The organism is Allochromatium palmeri, assembly GCF_009720725.1.
Lineage (GTDB): Bacteria > Pseudomonadota > Gammaproteobacteria > Chromatiales > Chromatiaceae > Thermochromatium > Thermochromatium palmeri.
On sequence record NZ_WNKT01000014.1, the window covers coordinates 41,770 to 62,439 of the forward strand.

16 protein-coding genes are annotated in these 20,670 nt (G+C 62.9%); 9 read left to right on the forward strand and 7 right to left on the reverse strand.

Annotated elements, in window-relative coordinates; translation table 11 throughout:
- Positions 1-11: 11 nt before the first annotated feature.
- Positions 12-602 carry an NAD(P)H:quinone oxidoreductase gene (wrbA, locus tag GJ668_RS08550; RefSeq protein WP_155449731.1) on the reverse strand — a complete coding sequence of 197 codons (591 nt, stop codon included), beginning with the start codon at positions 600-602 and terminating at the stop codon, positions 12-14.
- Positions 603-778: 176 nt separating this feature from the next.
- On the opposite strand from wrbA, the gene GJ668_RS08555 reads away from it, so the two are divergent.
- Positions 779-1,069 (forward strand): acylphosphatase, encoded by a 291-nt coding sequence (locus tag GJ668_RS08555; RefSeq protein WP_155449732.1) that lies wholly within the window; start codon positions 779-781, stop codon positions 1,067-1,069.
- Between the two features lie 15 nt (positions 1,070-1,084).
- On the opposite strand, the gene GJ668_RS08560 is transcribed toward GJ668_RS08555, so the two are convergent.
- The 4 genes from GJ668_RS08560 to glgX form a co-directional block, all read right to left on the reverse strand.
- Positions 1,085-1,954, reverse strand: coding sequence for a metallophosphoesterase (locus GJ668_RS08560; protein ID WP_246194734.1), 870 nt, complete (start codon positions 1,952-1,954; stop codon positions 1,085-1,087).
- A gap of 288 nt (positions 1,955-2,242) precedes the next feature.
- On the reverse strand, positions 2,243-3,760 hold the full coding sequence (locus tag GJ668_RS08565) for a LysM peptidoglycan-binding domain-containing protein (protein WP_155449733.1): 1,518 nt from the start codon (positions 3,758-3,760) through the stop codon (positions 2,243-2,245).
- 120 nt (positions 3,761-3,880) lie between these two features.
- Positions 3,881-4,471: a Maf family protein gene (locus tag GJ668_RS08570; RefSeq protein WP_155449765.1), complete on the reverse strand. Its 591-nt coding sequence runs from the start codon at positions 4,469-4,471 to the stop codon at positions 3,881-3,883.
- 5 nt (positions 4,472-4,476) lie between these two features.
- Positions 4,477-6,561 (reverse strand): glycogen debranching protein GlgX, encoded by a 2,085-nt coding sequence (gene glgX, locus GJ668_RS08575; protein ID WP_155449734.1) that lies wholly within the window; start codon positions 6,559-6,561, stop codon positions 4,477-4,479.
- Positions 6,562-6,842: 281 nt separating this feature from the next.
- Here glgX and GJ668_RS08580 point away from each other — a divergent pair, with 281 nt between their 5' ends.
- Positions 6,843-7,244 carry a DUF2750 domain-containing protein gene (locus GJ668_RS08580; protein WP_155449766.1) on the forward strand — a complete coding sequence of 134 codons (402 nt, stop codon included), beginning with the start codon at positions 6,843-6,845 and terminating at the stop codon, positions 7,242-7,244.
- On the opposite strand, the gene GJ668_RS08585 is transcribed toward GJ668_RS08580, so the two are convergent.
- Positions 7,219-8,358 (reverse strand): aminotransferase class V-fold PLP-dependent enzyme, encoded by a 1,140-nt coding sequence (locus tag GJ668_RS08585; protein WP_155449735.1) that lies wholly within the window; start codon positions 8,356-8,358, stop codon positions 7,219-7,221. The genes GJ668_RS08580 and GJ668_RS08585 overlap by 26 nt on opposite strands.
- Positions 8,355-9,725: a L,D-transpeptidase gene (locus GJ668_RS08590; RefSeq protein WP_186342980.1), complete on the reverse strand. Its 1,371-nt coding sequence runs from the start codon at positions 9,723-9,725 to the stop codon at positions 8,355-8,357. The genes GJ668_RS08585 and GJ668_RS08590 overlap by 4 nt, the downstream gene beginning before the upstream one ends.
- Before the next feature lie 154 nt (positions 9,726-9,879).
- Here GJ668_RS08590 and metH point away from each other — a divergent pair, with 154 nt between their 5' ends.
- The 7 genes from metH to dmeF all read left to right on the forward strand — a co-directional run bounded on the left by metH (position 9,880) and on the right by dmeF (position 20,583).
- Positions 9,880-13,641 carry a methionine synthase gene (metH, locus tag GJ668_RS08595; protein WP_155449737.1) on the forward strand — a complete coding sequence of 1,254 codons (3,762 nt, stop codon included), beginning with the start codon at positions 9,880-9,882 and terminating at the stop codon, positions 13,639-13,641.
- A 141-nt stretch (positions 13,642-13,782) separates the two neighbouring features.
- Positions 13,783-14,040 (forward strand): hypothetical protein, encoded by a 258-nt coding sequence (locus GJ668_RS08600; RefSeq protein WP_155449738.1) that lies wholly within the window; start codon positions 13,783-13,785, stop codon positions 14,038-14,040.
- A gap of 5 nt (positions 14,041-14,045) precedes the next feature.
- Positions 14,046-14,618: a hypothetical protein gene (locus GJ668_RS08605; protein WP_155449739.1), complete on the forward strand. Its 573-nt coding sequence runs from the start codon at positions 14,046-14,048 to the stop codon at positions 14,616-14,618.
- A 269-nt stretch (positions 14,619-14,887) separates the two neighbouring features.
- On the forward strand, positions 14,888-16,663 hold the full coding sequence (locus GJ668_RS08610; RefSeq protein ID WP_155449740.1) for an N-acetylglutaminylglutamine amidotransferase: 1,776 nt from the start codon (positions 14,888-14,890) through the stop codon (positions 16,661-16,663).
- A 48-nt stretch (positions 16,664-16,711) separates the two neighbouring features.
- Entirely contained in the window at positions 16,712-18,463 is a 1,752-nt protein-coding gene (gene ngg, locus GJ668_RS08615; protein WP_155449741.1) for an N-acetylglutaminylglutamine synthetase, read from the forward strand.
- Positions 18,460-19,569 carry an osmoprotectant NAGGN system M42 family peptidase gene (locus GJ668_RS08620; RefSeq protein ID WP_155449742.1) on the forward strand — a complete coding sequence of 370 codons (1,110 nt, stop codon included), beginning with the start codon at positions 18,460-18,462 and terminating at the stop codon, positions 19,567-19,569. Before ngg ends, GJ668_RS08620 begins: the two co-directional genes overlap by 4 nt.
- A 75-nt stretch (positions 19,570-19,644) precedes the next feature.
- Positions 19,645-20,583, forward strand: coding sequence for a CDF family Co(II)/Ni(II) efflux transporter DmeF (dmeF, locus tag GJ668_RS08625; protein ID WP_155449743.1), 939 nt, complete (start codon positions 19,645-19,647; stop codon positions 20,581-20,583).
- The last annotated feature ends 87 nt before the right edge of the window (positions 20,584-20,670 follow it).

Sequence of the window (20,670 nt, forward strand, 5' to 3'; positions counted from 1 at the left end):
TCGCGCGAGCGTCAGTCCTTGAGCTGGGCGGCGGTCGTCGCCAGGCGTCGCCCCAGGGCGTGACAGAGCCGCCGCTCCTCCTCGGTGAGCGGCAGATTGCTCTCGGTTCCGGCCAGATGCGAGGGGCCGTAGGGCGTGCCGCCGCTGCGCGTATGGATGAGATCGGTCTCGCTATAGGGCAGACCCATGACCAGCATGCCGTGATGCAGCAGTGGCAGCATCATGCTGAGCAGCGTCGACTCCTGTCCGCCATGCAAACTGGAGGTCGAGGTGAAAACGCCGGCCGGCTTGCCGGCCAGAGCGCCGGCCAGCCACAGCGCGCTGGTGCCATCGAGAAAATACTTCATGGCGGCCGCCATGTTGCCGAAGCGCGTCGGGCTGCCGAGCGCCAGACCCGCGCAGTCGCGCAGATCGTCGAGTTCCACATAGGGCGCTCCGCTCGCCGGGATGGTCGCCTCGGTCGCCTCGCAGACGGTTGAAACCGCCGGCACCGTGCGCAGGCGCGCCTCGAATCCAGCCGCTTCCACGCCGCGAGCGACATGGTGCGCCATCTCGGCGGTAGCGCCGTGGCGGCTGTAATACAGAATCAGGATATAGCTCATGATGGGTCCATCCCCGGCTTGGGTGATCTAAAGACCCGATGATTTAATCACTCAAACCGGCGCGCGCCAATCGCTATCCTTGATCCAGGGTGTCGATCTGGCGAGAATCGGCCATCATCGCGCGGACAAAAACGGTCGCGATGCGCCTGACAACAAAAATGAGGAGGATTCGAACAATGGATGAGCCGCAGGAGCAACACAGGGTTTGTTATCGCTGTCTGGTCGGCGGGCATGTTCAGGGCGTCTTTTTTCGTGCCTCGACACGCGAGCAGGCGATGCGACTGGGTGTGACCGGCTATGCACGCAATCTGAACGATGGGCGTGTCGAGGTGCTGGCATGCGGCGAAGCGGCGGCTGTGGCGCAGCTTCGCGACTGGCTCAGGAGCGGGCCGGCCATGGCGCAGGTGACGGGCGTGGCCTGCGAGCCGCTGAATTATCGAGGTCAGCCCGGATTCGTCATCGACTGAGGCCGGACGCTGAATTCAGTAGCCGCCGGCCTGATGCAGCGGCATCTCTGCATACTGATCGAGTCGGACCACGCGGGTCGTAAGCCGGCCGTCGGGATAGAGCATGAGTTCACGATAACCGGGTGGATTGTCGTCGAGCGCAAAATCCGCACTTCCAGGTTTGAATTGAAAACAGGTTGAGGGCGCGCCAAGCATCAGTATGTTGCCATGCCGGGCTGAGGCTTCCTGATGGACATGGCCGAAGAGGATGGCCTTGACCTGCGTGTGACGCTCACAGAGCGCGAGCAGTTCGGCGCCATTGGCCACACCAATGCGATCGATCCAGTCGCTGCCGATGGCCGCTGGGTGATGGTGCAGGCAGATGAGCGATGGAGCCTTGTCATTGGCCAGCAGATCAGCGAGTTGGTCGAGCTGATCGGCAGTCAAGCGGCCGCCATCGCTTCCTGGGACGATCGAATCGAGAAAGATCAGATTCCAGCGGTCGAGTCGACGCAGTGCTACTGAACCGAGCGCCGCTGGTCCCAGGTGCTCGCGCATCAGCGATTGGACGTCGTGGTTGCCGCCGATGCAATAATGCGGAACCCCGGTTCTTTTGAGTCTTTCGCGCAAATAGCGATAGCCGGTCGGCGTTTCGTCTTGAACGAGATCGCCGGTCAGGATCAAAGCATCGGGCGAGGAGGGGGCGGACAAGGCTAGCGCCAGCACGGATTCGAAGCTAAGGCGCGTCGTGATGCCCAGGAGCCGTCCACCTGGATCGCCGAAGAGATGCAGGTCCGTCAATTGTAGAAGGCGAAGCGGCATCGCGGATTCCCCAGCCATATCGCTGATCTGTCGCGGATGGGATTGACGCAGCGAGCGAATCGAGAAGGTGTTGTGTTCCGACATGTGTGGTTCCAGTCGAGGCGGTCGCAGTGGAAAGGCAACAGCGCTGCCAGACAAATGCCGCGCTTCCTCATGGCGTTTTAACAGTCCGCGCGGCTGTTCGCGATGAACCTGTTCACAACATTGAAAATAGTGGGACGTCGAAGACTGAAATCGTGAAGGCGTTCACAGTGTGAACGGTCTGCTCTGTCGTGACCCTGAGGATCAGCGAGAGCGGGCAGGCAGGTCGGAATCGCGCTTCATGCCGAACGGCGGCGGTCACGGCGTTCTCCGCCGTGACCCTGGCACCGCTCAGATTCCGACGATGAGCTTTTGTCCGGGCAGGATCTTGTTGTCGCCCGGTTGCATCCTGTTGAGCTTGCGCAACTCGTCCACCGAAATACCATTCTGGACCGCGACGCGATAGAGCGTCTCTTGTGGCTTGACCACATGATAGCGGGTCTTGGTCTTGGACGGTGGCGCCTTGGCTTTCGTGCTGGCCATGACTGACGCTTTGGGCACCGCGACGGGCTTGGTGGCGGGAGTCGTCCTGGCCACGGCCGTGCGTGACGAGACAGAGGGCGTTGCCGGTTTGGCGCTGGCAACAGCTCGGGTGAAGGCGGGCGGCTGACTGGCGATCCGGCGTGTGGTGCCGGCCGGAAGCCAGACCGTGGTGCCGGCCGGCAGATGGCTGTTGCCCTTGATCACCGAATCGCGCCAATGCAGATTCAGTTCAGCCAGCTGCGGCTTGGAGGTTCCATAGTGCCGCGCCAGATGATCGGCGGGCATGCTGTCACGCAAGGCGATGCGATCATGTCTCCAGGGTTCTTCGTAGGTGATCCCCTCGGGGAAATAGCGCTCGGTATGGCTGGCGACCTCGCGCGCGGCGACGAATTCAGCATAGAAGTTGCGTGACGCAAAACCGAAATTTGGGCCTTTGTACTGGGTGACGATGAGTCCGATGTCATCGCCATACTGTGCCTTGGCATTGGCCATGCCGCCCTTGCCGTGATTGTAGGATGTGATGGCCAGAGGCCAGCTGCCGAGTTGGCGATGGGCGGTCGAGAGATAACGCGCCGCGCCATTAGCAGCCAGGATCGGATCGAACCGATCGTCGACCTGAGCGTTGACGTTCATATACTGACGCCCGGTCGCGGGCATGAACTGCCAGACGCCGCCTGCACCAACACTCGAACGCGCGTTGGTCTGAAAGGAGGACTCGACGTGCGGCAGGAAGGCCAGATCCTCTGGGACACCGTGTTGGCGCATGATTTCGCGAAAGATGGCGTCGTAACGTCCACTGATCTCGACACCACGCCGGAATTTTTCGCGGATACCGCGTTGGGCGCGTAGACGTTCGGAGGCGCCCGGAAGGGCTTCGACTTCACCCACGCGCTTGAAGGTCTCCAGCAGTGCCTTGTCATCGGCGCTCAGGCGCTGTTTGTCGCGCACGCGCTGTTCCAGGCTGGTTAATCGAGACCGGTAATAATCCATACGATTGCTCAGCCAGGCACGCTGAGACTGGGTGTAGCTGGCCTGAATCGGTCCAGGAATCCGGGCGACCTCATAGATCACGCCCAGATACTCGCTGTCATGGATGACAACCTCGCCCCGGCCCCAGATGCCATAGACATGGCGCCAGAAATCCACGTTATCCTGGATCTCGTTCGGGACCGGGAAGGTATGTGAGTCGCCATAATCGCGCCGCGTCTGGCCTGTATCGCTCAACGACGATTCGAGAGTGTTACTCGCGCAGCCGGCCATGAGCAGCAGACTGACGGAAATGGGTAAGGCCCAAACGAGCCTGGCGTTCAGGGCACGTGGTTGCATTGCAGAGGATTCCTCTTGGAATTTCTTGACCCTAGGCGGAGTCTTTCGCGTTTCGCATCAAGTCTTGCGCACGGAAAAGCGTTTTGCAAGGCGCCCCTTCGTTAATCCAAGCAAAAGGGATCAAGCGCCAAGCGGATCTAGACCTGAGGACTCCAGCAGCGGGATCAGTCGAATCAGGGGCAGTCCGATGAGTGCCGTGGGGTCGTCACCCTCCAGGCGTTCGAAGAGTGCGATCCCCAGTCCCTCGGATTTGAAGCTGCCGGCGCAATCGTAGGGACGCTCGCGCTCCAGATAGCCCAGGATGCGCGCTCGGGTCAGGGTGCGGAAATGCACGCGAAACGGCTCGACCAGGGTATGGGCCTGTCCACGACGCGCATCGAGCACACAGAGTCCGGTTTGAAACACCACGCATCGGCCTGAGGCGCGTTCCAGTTGCGCAATGGCCGTGGCCTGATCGCCCGGCTTGCCGAGGATGGCGTCGTCGAGACAGGCGACCTGATCCGAGCCGATGATGAGCGCCTCGGGATGGTTCACGGCCACCGCGCGCGCCTTGGCCTCGGCGAGTCGCCGCACCAATCGCTCGGGGGGTTCGTCGGGATGACGGCGCTCGTCGACATCCGGAGCGGCGGTGGCAAAGGGCAGACCGAGCCGCTCCAGGAGGACGCGACGATAGGGCGAGGTCGAGGCCAGGACCAGTGCAGGAGGATTCATTGGATTCATGCGGAGCGCGACTCCAGGACCACCACAGCACGCGCGCCGACCTCGAATCGATCCGACGGCGTCAGCGGACGCTGTTGTTCGGGCGGGATGACCAGCCCGTCTTCAGGAAGCGTATCAACCGCCAGACACCAGCGCGCGCCGACGATAACCGGCAGTTCGAAGCGGTGACTGACCACATCCATGTTGAACATCACATGCAGAGCCGGTTCGTGCTCGGCCTTGTCGGCCAGCGTGAAGGCCAGCACCCGGCTCATTGGCTCATCCCAATCAGGTGTGTCGAGTCGGGTACTGTGCCAGGTGATATCGGGCAGTGCCTTGCCAGGCTCGGGCTGGCCGGTCAGGAAGCGGTTGCGCGTCAGTGCCGGATGACGCCGGCGCAGCGCGATCATGGCCCGCACGAACTCCAGCATGTCGCGATTTTGCCCGACCAGACCCCAGTCGGACCAGGACAGCTCGTTGTTCTGACAATAGGTGTTGTTGTTGCCGAGCTTGGTACGGAACACCTCATCGCCCGACAGCAGCATGGGCACGCCCTGGCTCAACATCAGGATACTGATGAAGTTGCGCGCCTGCCGGCGTCGCAGCCGCTGGATCTCGGGATCATCCGTCGGTCCTTCGGAACCGCAGTTCCAGCTCAGGTTGTGGTCGTGGCCGTCGCGGTTGTCCTCGCCGTTGGCTTCGTTGTGCTTGTGGTCGTAGCTGACCAGATCGCAGAGCGTGAAGCCGTCGTGACAGGTGACGAAGTTGATCGAGTTCACCGGCAGCCGGCCGCGCCCGGCGTACATGTCACTCGACCCGGCCAGGCGGGTAGCGACCTCGGGCACCATGCCTGGATCACCGCGCACGAAGCTACGGATAACGTCGCGATAGCGTCCATTCCACTCGGCCCAGCGATAGCCGGGGAAGTCGCCGACCTGATAGAGCCCGGCGGCGTCCCAGGCCTCGGCGATGATGTGGGCGCGATTGAGCGAGGGTGAGAGTTCGATCGACCACAGCACCGGGGCATGGTACTGCGGCTTGCCGTCCTCGCCGCGCGCCAGGGCGCTGGCCAGATCGAAGCGAAAGCCGTCGACGTGCATCCGGCGCACCCAGTAGAGCAGGGCATCGATCAGGAACCGCGTCACCAGGGGGTGATTGCAGTTCATGGTGTTGCCGCAGCCGGTGTAGTCGCGATACTTGCTCCGGTCCTCGAAGTCGAGGTGATAGAAGATCTCGTTGCCGAACGCCTTGAAGCTGATGATCGGACCGCCTTCGCCGCCCTCGGCAGTGTGGTTGAAGACCACGTCGAGGATCACGCCGATTCCAGCGCGGTGGAAGGCTTTGATCATGTCGCGGAACTCGTCGCGCGCCTGAGCGGCATTCACGGCAAAGCCCGGATGCGGGGCAAAGAAGCTGTGCGTGCTGTAGCCCCAGTAGTTCTCCAGGCCGAGGCTGGCGGTTTTGGGCGGTACATCCTGAGCGTCGAAGGCCATGACCGGCATCAGCTCGACATGGGTGATTCCGAGTTCCTTGAGATAGGGGATCTTCTCGACGATCCCCGCGAAGGTGCCCGGATGAGCGACGCCCGAGGACGGATGGCGGGTGAAACCGCCGACGTGCATCTCGTAGATGACGGCCTCGTTGAGCGGGATGAACAGCGGCGCGTCGTCCTCCCAGTCGTAGTCGTCGCGCACCACCTGGCCGCGGATCGCGGTCTCGACATTGTCGCCGGGGCGCGAAGCGGCGGCGCGATCCCAGAGCCGGTCGCTGATGGTGGTCGCCCAGGGGTCGAGCAGCGCCTTCTCGACATCGAGTCGGCCACCGGTCTCGCGCGTATCGGCCTGTCCTTCGGCGCGCCAGTTGTAGAAGGTGCCCTCAGGCAGATTCTCGACGAAGACGTGCCAGAAAAAGAAGGTGCGATTGATGCGCGGATCGAGCTGGATCACCTCGTAGGGATCCGGGCTCTCCTCACACTCGAACAGCAGCAACTGCATGCGCTCGGCATAGCGTGACAGGACACAGAAATTGACGCCGCCGTCCATGACCGTCGCTCCTGCCGTGTCCCAACTCCCGGGTTGGACGCGGTATATGAGTGGCCTCATTGGCGGTACTCCAAGCTCAAGCGGACTCAACTTTTATTTCAACATGGCCGGAACCAGCAGATAGCCGATCAGGGTTCCAACCAGGATGCCCAGGATGGCTCCCAATAGAATTCCATACCATTTCACGCCATCACCTCGTTGTGCCTCGTGCGAAGCACGGCTATTGTGCGACCCTTTTGGTTCAGCCGACAAGCGTCCGGGACAGGCGCAAGTCTTTCTCGCGCGGGCCGGCCCTGTTAGAGTCGGACGCTCTATTGACTCACACCGTGAAAGATTTGCCGATGAACGCGCCAGGTTCCGATCAAGCTATTTTAGACCTCTTCGAGCAGTCCGCCGACGAGCGTTATACCTATTTTCTCGCTCAAGCGATCGCGCGCGAGGCGGTCTGGGCACTCCAGGGGCCAGGCGGGTTCGTCGCCTTTCGCGACGAGGCGGGGTACGATTGCTTTCCATTCTGGCCCAGCCCCGAACTGGCGGCCGCTGTGGCCACTGACGACTGGGCCGACTGCCAGCCCGAATCGCTGGCGCTGGACGTCTTCATGGAGCGCTGGCTCAAGGGCCTGGCGCGCGATGAGCGTCTGGTCTCAGTCTTTCCGGCTCCGGACGGCACCAGTATCGTGGTCGATCCGCTCGAACTGCACGCGGATCTGAGCCAGGTTAAAGCGAATCCGTCGACTCGCTGAGGATATCGTCGAGCAGGCGCATGGCGCGCTCCAGGGTCTCGAACTCCGTATAGAAATGCGGCGAAAAGCGCAGGCCACCACCACGCTGGGCGCAGAGTACGCGCCGCGCCATGAGCAACGGATAGAGCCGCGCCGCTGATTCGCCCGGCACCCGAAAGGTGACGATCCCGGCGCGGCGCTCAGGCGCGCGCGGCGTGAGCAGCTCAAACCCGCGTTCGTCGATCAGGCCGATGAGATGATCGGTGCGCGCCTGGAGCCGGTTCCAGACCTCATCCATCCCGATCTCAGCCAGCAGCGAAAGACTGGCCTCCAGCGCGTGCGTTCCGAGCAGATTGGGACTGCCGCACTCGAAGCGACGCGCATCGGACGCTGGTGTCCAGTCGGTGCGGTCGAAGTCGCCCGAATGCTCGACCATGTGCCAGCCGAACTGGCGTAGCCTCAGACGTTCGCGCCACTCAGGCCGGACATAGAGCAGGGCCAAGCCTTCGGGGCCGAGCATCCACTTATGTCCATCGGCGACGACGAAATCGGCCTGGAAACGCCGGAGGTCGAAGGGCAGGGCGCCGAGCCCCTGGATCGCATCCACGCATAACAGCACAGCGTTGGCCCGACACCAGGCACCGAGACGCTCCAGATCGAGCCGCAGGCCCGAGGCATACTGCACCCAGCTCACGGCGATCATCCGTGTCGAGTCGTCGCACAGGGCGATCAGATCCGCTTCCGGGTCACGAGAGCGGTCCAGATCCAGCGCCCGCCAGGTCACACCCTGATCGGCCAGCGACTCCCAGACCACGCGATTGGACGGAAACTCCTGAGCAATTCCGACGATGTTGTCTCCCGGTGTCCAGGGCAGACCATGCGCGATGACCGACAGTGCTTCCGAGGTATTTTTAGCCAGGGCAATGTCGGAGGCCCGCTCGGCGCCGATCAGCTCGGCCAGCCGCTCACGCAGACGCTGCTCGACACCGAGCCAATCGAGATAACCGAGCGATCCCAGACGGGCGTTCTCCTCGGCAAAGCACGTCACTGCCGCCACCGCACGCCGCGGCCAGGGGCCAACGGCGGCGTGGTTCAGGTGGCAGAGTCCGGGGTCGAGTACGAACTCGTCGCTCATTCGGGTGCGCTAGCGACTGGAGCGGCCGGTGCGGCCACGGGCGGTTCAGGGGTGGTCGGTGCCGCGCTTGGCGCCGGTTCAACAGGCTTGGGTGCCGGCGCTTCCTGGATCTCAGTGGCGAGCTTAGGCAAGGCGGCTGCTGGAGCCGCTTCGGCGCTCGACAGTGCGCCAGGCGGAGGCGTTGGCGCGGATGCCGGCGACGGTACGGGCGATGCGCTGGCGGCCGGCTGTGGACCAAGCTCGATAGTTCCTTCGCGGATCGATGACGGGAGTCCATCGGCAGGCGCCGGCGCGTTCTGAGGCGCGGCTTCGATGATCGATGCCTGCGGCGGCTCGGTCGGCGCGGGTTTGGCGGCTTCGACTGCGGATGCGATCTCCGTCTCCGGTGACGTAGCGGGTGTGTCAGCCGTGTCGGCTGTGGCCTCAGGCTGAGTTGCCGGCTCACGCATCCGCGTCTCGCGCGCGTTCGTGGCATCGAGTGTCTGCGCGGCTGGCACAGCGTCGTCCTTGGCTACGGCACGGGACTCGATGCTGGCCTCTGCCTCGGGTTTATTGCTCACGCGATCCGCGCTCGGTGTGGTCTGAGCGACCTGCTGTGTTTTTTTGGCCTCGGCGGCGCGCTGCTCGGCGATCCGTCGCTCTTCGGCACGACGCGCGGCCTTGGCGCGCTGTTTGGCTACATAATCGCCGTAACTCGGACCCTTGCCCTCGATAGTCACTGGCGTTCCATTCGACACATGCCGGAACAACACGGGCGCGAGCTTGCTCGGCATCCGGATGCAGCCATGCGAGGCCGGCCGGCCCGGATTGGGGATCGGCCCGGCATGCAGCCCCACGCCATCATCGGTCAGACGCATGAAAAAGGGCATACGCGCGCCCTCGAAGCGCCCGCCATCCGGGATCGGATCGCGCCCGACCTTGACGCTGGAGCGCAGGACGCGCCCGCCTTTGCCATAGACCTTGCCGTACAGATTCGAGCGTTTGTTCTCGACCTTTTCGGTCACCTGGAAACGACCGGTCGGGGTTGGATACTTCGGCAGACCGGTCGCGACCGTGCTCCAGCCGACTTCTTCGTCTCCCGAATAGAAGCGCGCTTTCTGATCATCGGTATTGACGACGATGCGCGTGATCGAGCGTCCATCACCCTTCCATTCATAGAGTGGCGTGGCAAGCGTCTTGTCTTTTTTCTCTGGCTTGTCGGCTGCGGCCTGTTCGTCAAGGCTCGGCGGAGCCGGCTCGCTGACCTCGGCCATCACTGGTTCGGCCGGCTTGACATCCGGTTTGGATGCGAAACGAGCCAGTCCATCGCATCCCACCAGGCCAAGCACGATGAATGAGCCTACACCGGCTTTGAAAGAGTTTGACATGAAAGCGAGGATCTTGGCATTCATGAGCTGATTTCCCGAGCCGCGATGGGCACCGTGTTATTGAATGTATAATGATGCATTAGCATAGCGCGACCTGGTCGCAAGGGCACGTTTTAGTCCCTCAGCCGCTTTCGCCTCTAGCCCGTGAGTCCCAATGACTGATTCCAACGCACTGCTCCGCGCGCGCCTCGCGCGCTCGATCCTCATCCTCGACGGTGCCATGGGCACCATGATCCAGCGCCATGGCCTGACCGAGGCCGATTATCGCGGCGAGCGCTTCGCGGACTGGCCCAGTGATCTCAAGGGCAACAACGATCTGCTGGCGCTCACCCGCCAGGATGTCATCGGTGGCATCCACCGTCAGTATCTGGAGGCGGGCGCCGACATCATCGAGACCAACAGCTTTAATGCTACGCGCGTTTCGATGGCTGACTATGGCATGGAGGCGCTGGCCTACGAGATCAACGTTGCCGCCGCGCGGCTGGCGCGTGAAAGTGCTGATGCCTATTCGACGCCCGACAAGCCGCGTTTCGTCGCCGGCGTGCTCGGACCGACCAACCGTACCGCTTCGATTTCGCCCGATGTCAACGATCCGGGATATCGCAATATCGACTTCGATACCCTGGTCGCCTCCTATGCCGAGTCCACGCGCGGTCTGATCGCGGGCGGGGTGGATATCATCCTGATCGAGACCATTTTCGACACCCTCAATGCCAAGGCGGCGATCTTTGCCGTCAAGCAGGTGTTCGATGAGGATGACATCGAACGTCCAATCATGCTCTCGGGCACCATCACCGACCAGTCCGGTCGGACCCTAACCGGTCAGACCACCGAGGCGTTCTACAATTCACTGCGTCACGCCGCGCCGATCAGCGTCGGCTTGAACTGCGCGCTCGGGCCGTATGAATTGCGCTCCTATGTCGAGGAGCTGTCACGCATCGCCGAATGCCATGTCTCGGCCCATCCTAATGCGGGACTGCCGAATGACCTGGGCGGCTATGATCTGGGGCCGGAACAGATGGCGCTGGAAGTTTCCGACTGGGCGCGCAACGGCTTTCTCAACATCATCGGCGGTTGCTGCGGGACGACTCCGGATCATATCCGCGCCATGGCCGAGGCAGTCGCCGGGATGGCTCCGCGCGCACGGCCCAAGCTCGCCCCGGCCTGTCGGCTCTCGGGCCTGGAGCCACTCAACATCACCGAGGATTCGTTCTTCGTCAATGTCGGTGAGCGCACCAATGTCACCGGCTCGGCGCGCTTCAAAAAGCTGATCCAGAACGACGACTATGACACCGCGCTCAGCGTGGCGCTGGAACAGGTCGAGAACGGCGCGCAGGTGATCGACATCAACATGGACGAAGGGCTGCTGGATGCGGTTGCGGCCATGCACCGATTCCTGAATCTGGTCGCCGCCGAGCCGGATATCGCGCGGGTGCCGGTGATGATCGACTCCTCCAAGTGGGAAGTGATCGAAACCGGCCTCAAATGCGTCCAGGGCAAGCCGATTGTCAACTCAATCTCGCTGAAAGAGGGTGAGACGAAGTTCATCGAGCAGGCGCGACTGTGTCGGCGCTATGGTGCGGCGGTCATTGTCATGGCCTTCGACGAGGTCGGTCAGGCCGATACTCAGGCGCGCAAAATTGAAATCTGCACCCGCGCCTATCAGCTTCTGACCGAGCAGGTCGGCTTTCCGGGCGAGGACATCATCTTCGATCCCAATATCTTTGCCGTTGCCACCGGCATCGAGGAACACGACAACTACGCCGTCGACTTCATCGAAGCGACGCGCGAGATCAAGCGCCGCCTGCCGCACACGCTGATCTCGGGCGGGGTGTCGAACGTCTCCTTCTCTTTTCGTGGCAACAACCCGGTCCGCGAGGCGATCCACGCCGTCTTTCTCTATCACGCCGTCAAGGCCGGGATGGACATGGGCATCGTCAACGCCGGTCAGCTCGCCATCTATGACGATCTGCCCGAGGAGCTGCGCGAGGCGGTCGAGGATGTGATCCTCAATCGCCGTGCCGACGGCACCGAGCGCCTGCTCGACATCGCGCCCAAGTACAAGGGCGATGGCAGCGTCGAGTCCACCAGTGCCGAGCAGGAATGGCGAAGCTGGCCGGTCGAGGAACGGCTCAAGCATTCGCTGGTTAAGGGTCTCACCGACTCTATCGATCAGGACACCGAGGAAGCGCGTCAGGTGCTCGGTCAGCCGCTGGCCGTCATCGAGGGGCCGCTGATGGCCGGCATGAACTATGTCGGCGACCTGTTCGGCGAGGGCAAGATGTTCCTGCCGCAGGTGGTGAAATCGGCGCGCGTCATGAAAAAGGCGGTCGCCTATCTTCAGCCCTATCTGGAGGCCGAAAAGGCCGCGTCTGGAGACGCCGCCAAAAGCAACGGCCGTATCCTCATGGCCACGGTCAAGGGCGACGTGCACGACATTGGCAAGAACATCGTCGGGGTCGTCCTCCAGTGCAACAACTACGAGGTCATCGACATCGGGGTCATGGTTTCGGCTGAAACCATCCTCCAGCGCGCGCGCGAGGAACAGGTCGACATCATCGGGCTCTCGGGACTGATCACGCCCTCGCTCGACGAAATGGTTCATGTGGCCAAGGAACTGCCGCGCGTCGGGCTGAACGTGCCGCTGCTGATCGGCGGCGCGACCACCTCCAAGGTGCATACGGCGCTCAAGATCGCCCCGCAGCGCGAAGCGCCCGTCATCTATGTCCCGGATGCTTCACGCGCGGTCGGCGTGGCGTCCAACCTGCTGAGCGATGAGCTGCGCCCGGACTATCTCGCGGCCATCCGCGACGAATACGAGCGTGTGCGCATCGAACGTGCCAGCAAGGAGTCGGTACGCAAATCCATGCAGATCGCTGATGCACGCGCCAATCGCGTGGCCATCGACTGGGACGCTAGCGCGCTGCCAAAACCCGCATTGCTCGATCCGAACTTCAGTGAATCAGCGCCCTGGACGCTCGAACTGGAGCACATCGACGGCGGTGTGATCGCGACCATCGCCGATTTTCCGCTTGCTGAGCTAGTCGACTATATCGACTGGCTGCCCTTTTTCCATGCCTGGGAGCTGGCCCATAAACGCTTCCCGGACATCCTCGATGATGAGGTCATCGGCGAGGAAGCGCGTAAGCTCTATGCCGACGCCCAGGGCTTCCTGGAGCGCCTGATCAATGAACGCTGGCTGGAAGCGCGCGCGGTGTTGGGCTTCTTTCCGGCCAATGGGGTCGGAGACGACGATATCGCGCTCTTCGCTGATGCCGAGCGTACCCAGCCGCTGGCGACTCTGCACCATCTGCGCCAGCAGATGCCGCGTGATGCCGGGCGCAATCAGCCCAACTTCTGTCTCTCAGACTTCGTTGCGCCAGCGGGGCATCAGGATTGGATCGGTGCCTTCGCCGTCACGGCAGGGGCCGGGATCGAGTCGCATCTGGCGCGTTTTGAGGCCGATCACGACGACTACAGCGCCATCATGCTCAAGGCGCTTGCCGACCGCTTAGCCGAGGCGTTTGCCGAGCGTCTGCACCAACTGGTGCGCACCCGCTATTGGGGCCATGCACCGGACGAGGCGCTTGATAACGAGGCGTTGATTGCCGAGCAGTATCAAGGCATCCGCCCGGCACCCGGTTATGCCGCCTGTCCGGATCACACCGAGAAGGGCACGCTCTGGACGTTGCTTGAACCCGACCGGCGCGTCGGCATCACGCTCACCGAGAACTTCGCCATGCTGCCGACAGCGGCGGTGTCGGGCTGGTACTTCGCCCATCCCAAGGCACGCTACTTCGGCGTTGGGCGCATCCAGCGCGATCAGGTCGAGGACTATGCGCGGCGCAAAGGCATGACGCTCGCCGAGGCCGAACGCTGGCTGGCGCCGGCGCTCGGCTACGAAGCCCAAATCTAGCCTTTGAAAAGTGACGGTTTTAGCGTCGATCGGCGGCTTCACGCTCACGGCTGAAGTCCACGATGGCTGCTCGCCCGGTAGGCAGTGGAACCTGAAGTTGTTAGGCTAGCCAAAGGCTACAGAACAGCGATTACAGCGCCGATGGGAAAATTTCTGACAACGATCGGGTCGTGGCTCGGTCTGGTCATCGGCCTGGACTGGCTGTGGCGTAGCCTTAATATTCAAGATCCGCCTGTTGTGTGGGCCTTCACCGTTGTGACATTCCTGGCGATCGGTGTTCTGGGGCTCTGGCTCTGCGCCCTGTGGAGATCCATTCTGCAGCAACGGATCGACGACTGCGCTGAAGCCAAGAAGCGACTGGAGCAACAGATCCTCAAAAACCGCCAAAGCTCTGAGTGAACATCATGAACACAGTGGCCTTTTGGTTGAATGCCGCCATCTTCGCGGTTGGCCTGATCGTGCTCTACCAGCTCTTCCTGGGCATTATCAGGAAACAAGCCTGCTTTGCCATGTACGCTGTGCGCGACGACTTGATCTATCTCGTCGCATCAGGCGCTCTGAAAGAAGATGGCCCCGTTTTTCGACACTACTACACCCGCGTTAATCAACTTCTTCGTGCCGCTCCAAATGTTGGGCTTGACCGCCTGCTTGAGGCGATTTTTACGCGATGGGAGGAGCATGATTTCAATGAGATGCTTCGTCAAGCAGACGCCAAGGCATCGATCCTGTTCCGCGATCAGGCCTTTGATGACCAGGACGTCCGCCGTGTTGTCGCAGCCTACTACCGGGCCTTGCAGGGGCTGATTCTGGCGCACAGCAGTGTTCTGCGTCTGGTGTATCTCACAGGCTTCCAACTGGCCAAGCGACTACCCCAGGCCGTGATGCGCTTAGCCCCAAGCCCTTACAGGCGCGCCCTGAAGGCGGTTGAATATGCCGATCGCGAGGCGGGCCTTGCTGAAGCGGCGCGTCTAGTCTGACAGACGCCGCGCCACGGATGGCGCCATCCATCCAAGCCTGCCGCGCGCGGGCTTTTTCAGGCCCACACCTCAAACCGGCTCGCCATCAGCTTCAACCCTGGAATCCTGTCTTCATCAGTAGATCAGCACCCCTAGATTGGTAGATGAAATCGCGAGAGCGCTCATCGCCCGGTCGGAGGAGTGGCGTGGATTGAAACATCTCCAGCAGGCATAATGGGTCAAATGTTAAACAGCATCGCCCAGCCGAAAAGTCGGGCGTGGATTGAAATATGTGTGGTTTTTGCGGAGAAATTCGCCTCGATGATGTCCCCGTCGATCTCGACGCCCTGAGCGCCATGAGTGCTTCGATGCACCCGCGCGGTCCCGATGGGCACGGCGCCTGGCAGCAGGGACGGGTAGCACTGGCACACCGACGTCTGTCCATCATCGATCTGAGCACTCACGCCGCTCAACCTATGGTCGACAGCGAACTCGGGCTGTCGATCGCCTTCAACGGCTGCATCTACAACTACCAGGCCCTGCGCGAAGAACTGAGCGCCAAGGGCTATCGCTTCTTCTCAAACGGCGACACCGAGGTGGTGCTCAAGGCGTTCCATGCCTGGGGCGCGGACTGTGTCGAGCGCTTCCATGGCATGTTCGCCTTCGCCATCGCCGAGCGCGATTCGGGCCGGCTGACGCTGGCGCGCGATCGGCTCGGGATCAAGCCGCTCTATTACGCCGAGGTCACCGGCGGTCTGCGTTTCGCCTCGACGCTGCCGGCGCTGCTCGCCGGCGGCGGTATCGACACCGACATCGATCCGGTGGCCCTGCATCACTACATGCACTTTCATGCCGTGGTGCCGGCGCCCTATACCATCCTCGCCGGGGTGCGTAAGCTCCCGCCAGCAACCCTCCGCGTCATCGAACCCGACGGGCGCATCCGCGACCTGATCTATTGGGAGCCGGTGTTCGAGCCACGCCCCGAGGAACGCGGTCTGAGCTTCGAGGACTGGCAGGAACGGATTCTGGCGAGCCTGCGCACGGCGGTCGCACGGCGACTGGTGGCCGACGTCGATGTCGGGGTGCTGCTCTCGGGCGGACTGGATTCGAGCCTGATCGTGGGCCTGCTCGCCGAACAGGGGCAACAGGGACTCAACACCTTCTCGGTCGGATTCGAGACGGTCGGCGACGAGGTCGGCGACGAGTTCCAATACTCGGACATCATCGCCCGTCACTACGGCACCACCCACCACAAGATCCAGGTCGACTCGGCGGCGCGTCTGCTGCCCGAGCTGCCCAACTGCGTGCGCGCCATGTCCGAACCCATGGTCAGCCATGATGCCATCGGCTTCTATCTGCTCTCGCACGAGGTCTCCAAACACGTCAAGGTGGTGCAGAGCGGGCAGGGCGCCGACGAGGTGTTCGCCGGCTATCACTGGTATCCGCCGCTGATCGGCAGTCAGGATCCGGCCGCCGACTATGCGCGCGCCTTCTGCGACCGCGATCAGGATGAATACCGGCGCATGGTCGATCCGCGTTTCCACGGCGAGGACCACAGCCGCGCCTTTATCGCCGCGCACTTCGCCCGTCCCGGCGCCAGCGCGCCGGTCGACAAGGCACTGCGTCTGGATCAGCAGATCATGCTGGTCGACGATCCGGTCAAGCGTGTCGACAACATGACCATGGCCTGGGGTCTGGAAGCGCGGGTGCCCTTCCTCGATCACGAGCTGGTCGAGCTGGCCGCGCGGATGCCGGACGCGCACAAGCTGTGCGACGACGGCAAGGGCGTACTCAAGGCGATCGGGCGGCGCATCATCCCGAGCGAGGTCATCGACCGGCCCAAGGGCTATTTCCCCGTGCCGGCGCTCAAATATCCGCGCGGGCCGGTGCTGGAGATGATGCGCGACTTGCTCCATTCGTCCCCGGCGCGCGCACGCGGTCTGTTCCAGCCTGACTCTGTAGAGACCCTGCTCGCTGCGCCCGAAGCGCACATCACCCCCCTGCGTGGCTCCAAACTCTGGCAGGCCGCGCTTCTGGAACTCTGGTTGCAGCAGCAGGGCCTGTGATCGAGCCGTCCACCGATCCCTCGGACACCGACAGGATAGGGTGCATCAATGAGTCTCAAAGATCGCTTCAACCATCGACTCGAACGCAGTCGTGCCCCTTCGCTCAAGAACTGGGACCGGCGTCCGCGTGCCGATCTCTCGGTCGCGCCCGCCGGTGTCGCCGTCGACTGCGGCTGGGGCCGGCTGCTGTTCGGCCAAACCTTCACCGACCCCAAGTCGCTAGCACGGTCCTTACAGGAAGAGCATCCGGGCAAGCGCGACGTGGCGCTCTATCTCAACGATCCACATGTGGTGCTTTCCTATGCGCCCCAGGATCTGTTTCTCGACCCCTCGCATACCTTTCGACTCTGGTTCGAGCGCTATCAGTCCTGCACGCGCCGGCCCAAGGGCTTCCATGTCCGGCTGCTCAACAGCCACACCGATGCCGTGGCCATCCAGCGCCTCTACCTTGCCCATCACATGGTGCCGCCGGGCGCAGAGTTCGTCTGGAATCAGCGTACCTCTAAGGTACTGAGTTACTGGATCGCCGAGGACAGCCAGGACGGCAGTCTGCTGGGCGTGGTCAATGGGGTCGATCACGCCGCCGCCTTCCAGGATCCGGAGAACGGCGCCAGTCTCTGGGCGCTGGCCGTCGATCTGCAGGCGCCTTATCCGGGCATCGGCGAGGCGCTGGTGCGCCAGGTCGTCGAATACCATCAGGCACGCGGTCGGGCCTTTCTGGATCTGTCGGTGATGCACGACAACAGCAACGCCATCCGGCTCTATCGCAAACTCGGCTTCGAGCGCATCCCGGCCTTTGCGCTCAAAAACAAGAACGCCTTCAACGAGCCGCTGTTCATCGGCCGTCAGCCCGAGGCTGATCTCAACCCCTATGCCACCATCATCGTCGATGAGGCGCGTCGACGCGGGATCGGGGTCGAGGTGATCGATGCCGAAGCGGGCTATTTCGCGCTCACGCTCGGCGGGCGGCGTATCCTCTGCCGCGAGAGTCTGAGCGACCTGACCAGCGCGATTGCCATGAGCCGCTGCGATGACAAGGCCATCACCCAGCGCGTACTCAAGCGTGCCGGTCTGCGGGTGCCCGAGCAGATCCGCTATCAGGCGCTCGATCAGGCCGAAGCCTTTCTGTCACGCTTCGGGCGGGTGGTGGTCAAGCCGGCACGCGGCGAGCAGGGGGCGGGGATCAGCGTCGACGTGCGCGATCCCGAGACGCTGGAGACGGCGATTGCGCTCGCGCGTCGGGTCTGCGAGGTGGTGATCCTGGAGGAGTTCGTCGAAGGCGATGATCTGCGCATCGTCGTCATCGACTTCAAGGTCGTGGCCGCCGCCATCCGTCGCCCGGCCCAGGTGGTCGGCACTGGGTGTCACAGTATCCGCGATCTGATCCAGGCGCGCAGTCGGCGCCGACGCGCGGCGACCGGCGGCGAAAGTTCAATCCCGCTCGATGCCGAAACAGAGCGTTGCGTGCGTCAGGCCGGTTATGGCATGAAGGACGTCCTGCCCGAGGGCGAAGTGCTCCAGGTGCGCAAGACCGCCAACCTGCACACTGGCGGCACCATCCACGACGTCACCGCGGATCTCAACCCCGTGCTCGCTGAGGCGGCCTGCGCGGCGGCGCGGGCGCTCGACATTCCGGTGACTGGACTGGATTTGCTCGTGCCCGACGTGCGCGGGACCGACTATGTCATCATCGAAGCCAATGAGCGCCCCGGTCTGGCCAATCATGAGCCACAACCGACCGCTGAGCGCTTCGTCGATCTATTGTTTCCACGCACCGTTGTGCGCGAGGGGTTGGGATGAAATTGCCTAGCATCGATACCGGGTATCTGGTTGAGACTCTGCTCAAACTGCTGTTCACACCCAGCCCGTCCGGCTATACCGACCGGGTCGTGCATCTGGTCTGTCAGCGTCTGGAACAGCTCGGGGTGCCCTTCGAGCTGACCCGGCGCGGGGCCATCCGCGCCACGCTCAGCGGCAAGGTCTCGCAGCCGGATCGGGCCGTCGTTGCCCATATCGATACGCTCGGCGCCATGGTCAAGGGACTCAAGGACAACGGGCGACTGCAACTGGTCCCGGTCGGGCACTGGAACGCGCGTTTCGCCGAGGGCGCGCGCGCTACACTCTTCACCGACACCGGCCAGTGGCGCGGCACTATCCTGCCGCTCAAGGCGTCCGGGCACACCTTCGCGCCCGAGATCGACAATCAGCCGGGGGGCTGGGACTACGTCGAGTTCCGCATCGATGCCCGCGTCCATAAGCTCGAAGATCTGCTGCGGCTGGGCGTCCACGTCGGCGATTTCCTGGCCATCGACACCACACCCGAGATCACCGACACCGGCTTTATCAACTCGCGCCATCTCGACGACAAGGCGGGCGCCGCGGTGTTACTGGCCGCGATCGAGGCCGTGCAGCGCGAGGGGTTGACGCTGCCGGTCGACTGCCATCCGCTGTTCACCATCTCGGAGGAGATCGGTTCGGGCGCCTCGGCCGCGCTGCATCAGGACGTCGCCGAGATGCTCACCATCGACAACGGCACCTCGGCGCCCGGTCAGAACTCCAGCGAGTTCGGCGTGACCATCGCCATGGCCGACCAGAGCGGCCCCTTCGATTATCATCTGACCCATCGTTTGATCCAGCTCTGCCAGGAGTTCACCATCCCGCATCAGCGCGATGTCTTCAAGTACTACCGCTCCGACAGCGCCGCAGCACTGGAAGCGGGCAACGATGTGCGTACTGCGCTCGTCACCTTCGGCGTCGATGCCTCGCACGGCTATGAGCGCATTCATCTCGACGCGCTCGAATCGCTCGCGCGCCTGGTCACGGTCTATATGCAGGGGCCGCCGCTGTTCAGCCGCGACCGGCTCGGTATCGGGCCACTGACCGGGTTTCCGATCCAGCCGGGGTGAAGCGAGGATTGCGAGCCGCGCAGTTGCATCTTATTCTTGTTTCGACGCGATAGCTGATCGAAGTCGAGAACTTGGATGACGCCAGACAGTACTGCACTTGAAGCCCGTCGACACTCCCACGTCTTCGACGAAGGCAATCCGCTCGCCGAGCGCAATACGCGCTGGGTGGTGTGGCTGACGGCCACCATGATGGTCGCCGAAATCACCGGCGGCTGGGTCTTCAACTCCATGGCGCTGCTCGCCGACGGCTGGCACATGAGTTCACATGCGTTCGCGCTCGGACTCTCGGTGCTGGCCTATTGGGCCGCGCGCCGCTTCGCGCAGGATCCGCGCTTCGCCTTCGGCACCTGGAAGATCGAGATCCTCGGCGGCTATACCAGTGCGCTCTTTCTGGTGGTCGTCGCCGGATTCATGGTGTACCACTCGGTCGAGCGACTGCTGGCGCCGATGCCGATCCACTACGATCAGGCGATCGGCATCGCCGTGCTGGGGCTGGTGGTGAATCTGGTCTGCGCCTGGCTGCTCAGGGACGGACATGGGCATCATCACCATCACGATGGACATGGCCACCATGACCAGCATCATGATCTCAATCTGCGCGCCGCCTATCTGCATGTCCTGGCGGACGCGGCGACCTCGCTGTTCGCGATCGTGGCGCTGTTCGGCGGCAAGCTGTGGGGCGCGGCCTGGCTCGATCCGGTCATGGGTCTGGTCGGCGCGGCCCTGGTGTCGATCTGGGCCTATGGGCTGTTGCGCGACACCAGCCGCGTACTCATCGACGCTGAGATGGATCGCCCCGTAGTGGCCGAGGTCCGTGAGGTGGTGGCGAAGTTGCCGGTCAAGGCCGCGATCGCCGATCTGCATGTGTGGCGGGTCGGCCGGGACAAGTACGCTTGTATCCTGTCGCTGGTGGTGACGGAAGCGCTGGAGCCGGACTCAGTCCGGCAGGCGCTGAGCATTCACGAAGAACTGGTCCACATCACCGTGGAAGTCAATCGTCACCCCCTATATTGAACCATGCCAATCCGTCGCTGTCCGTAGCGAACGGGATTCGTTTCTATCCGCCGTGCCCTGCCATGGCTCAGTTCACTGCCATGATCC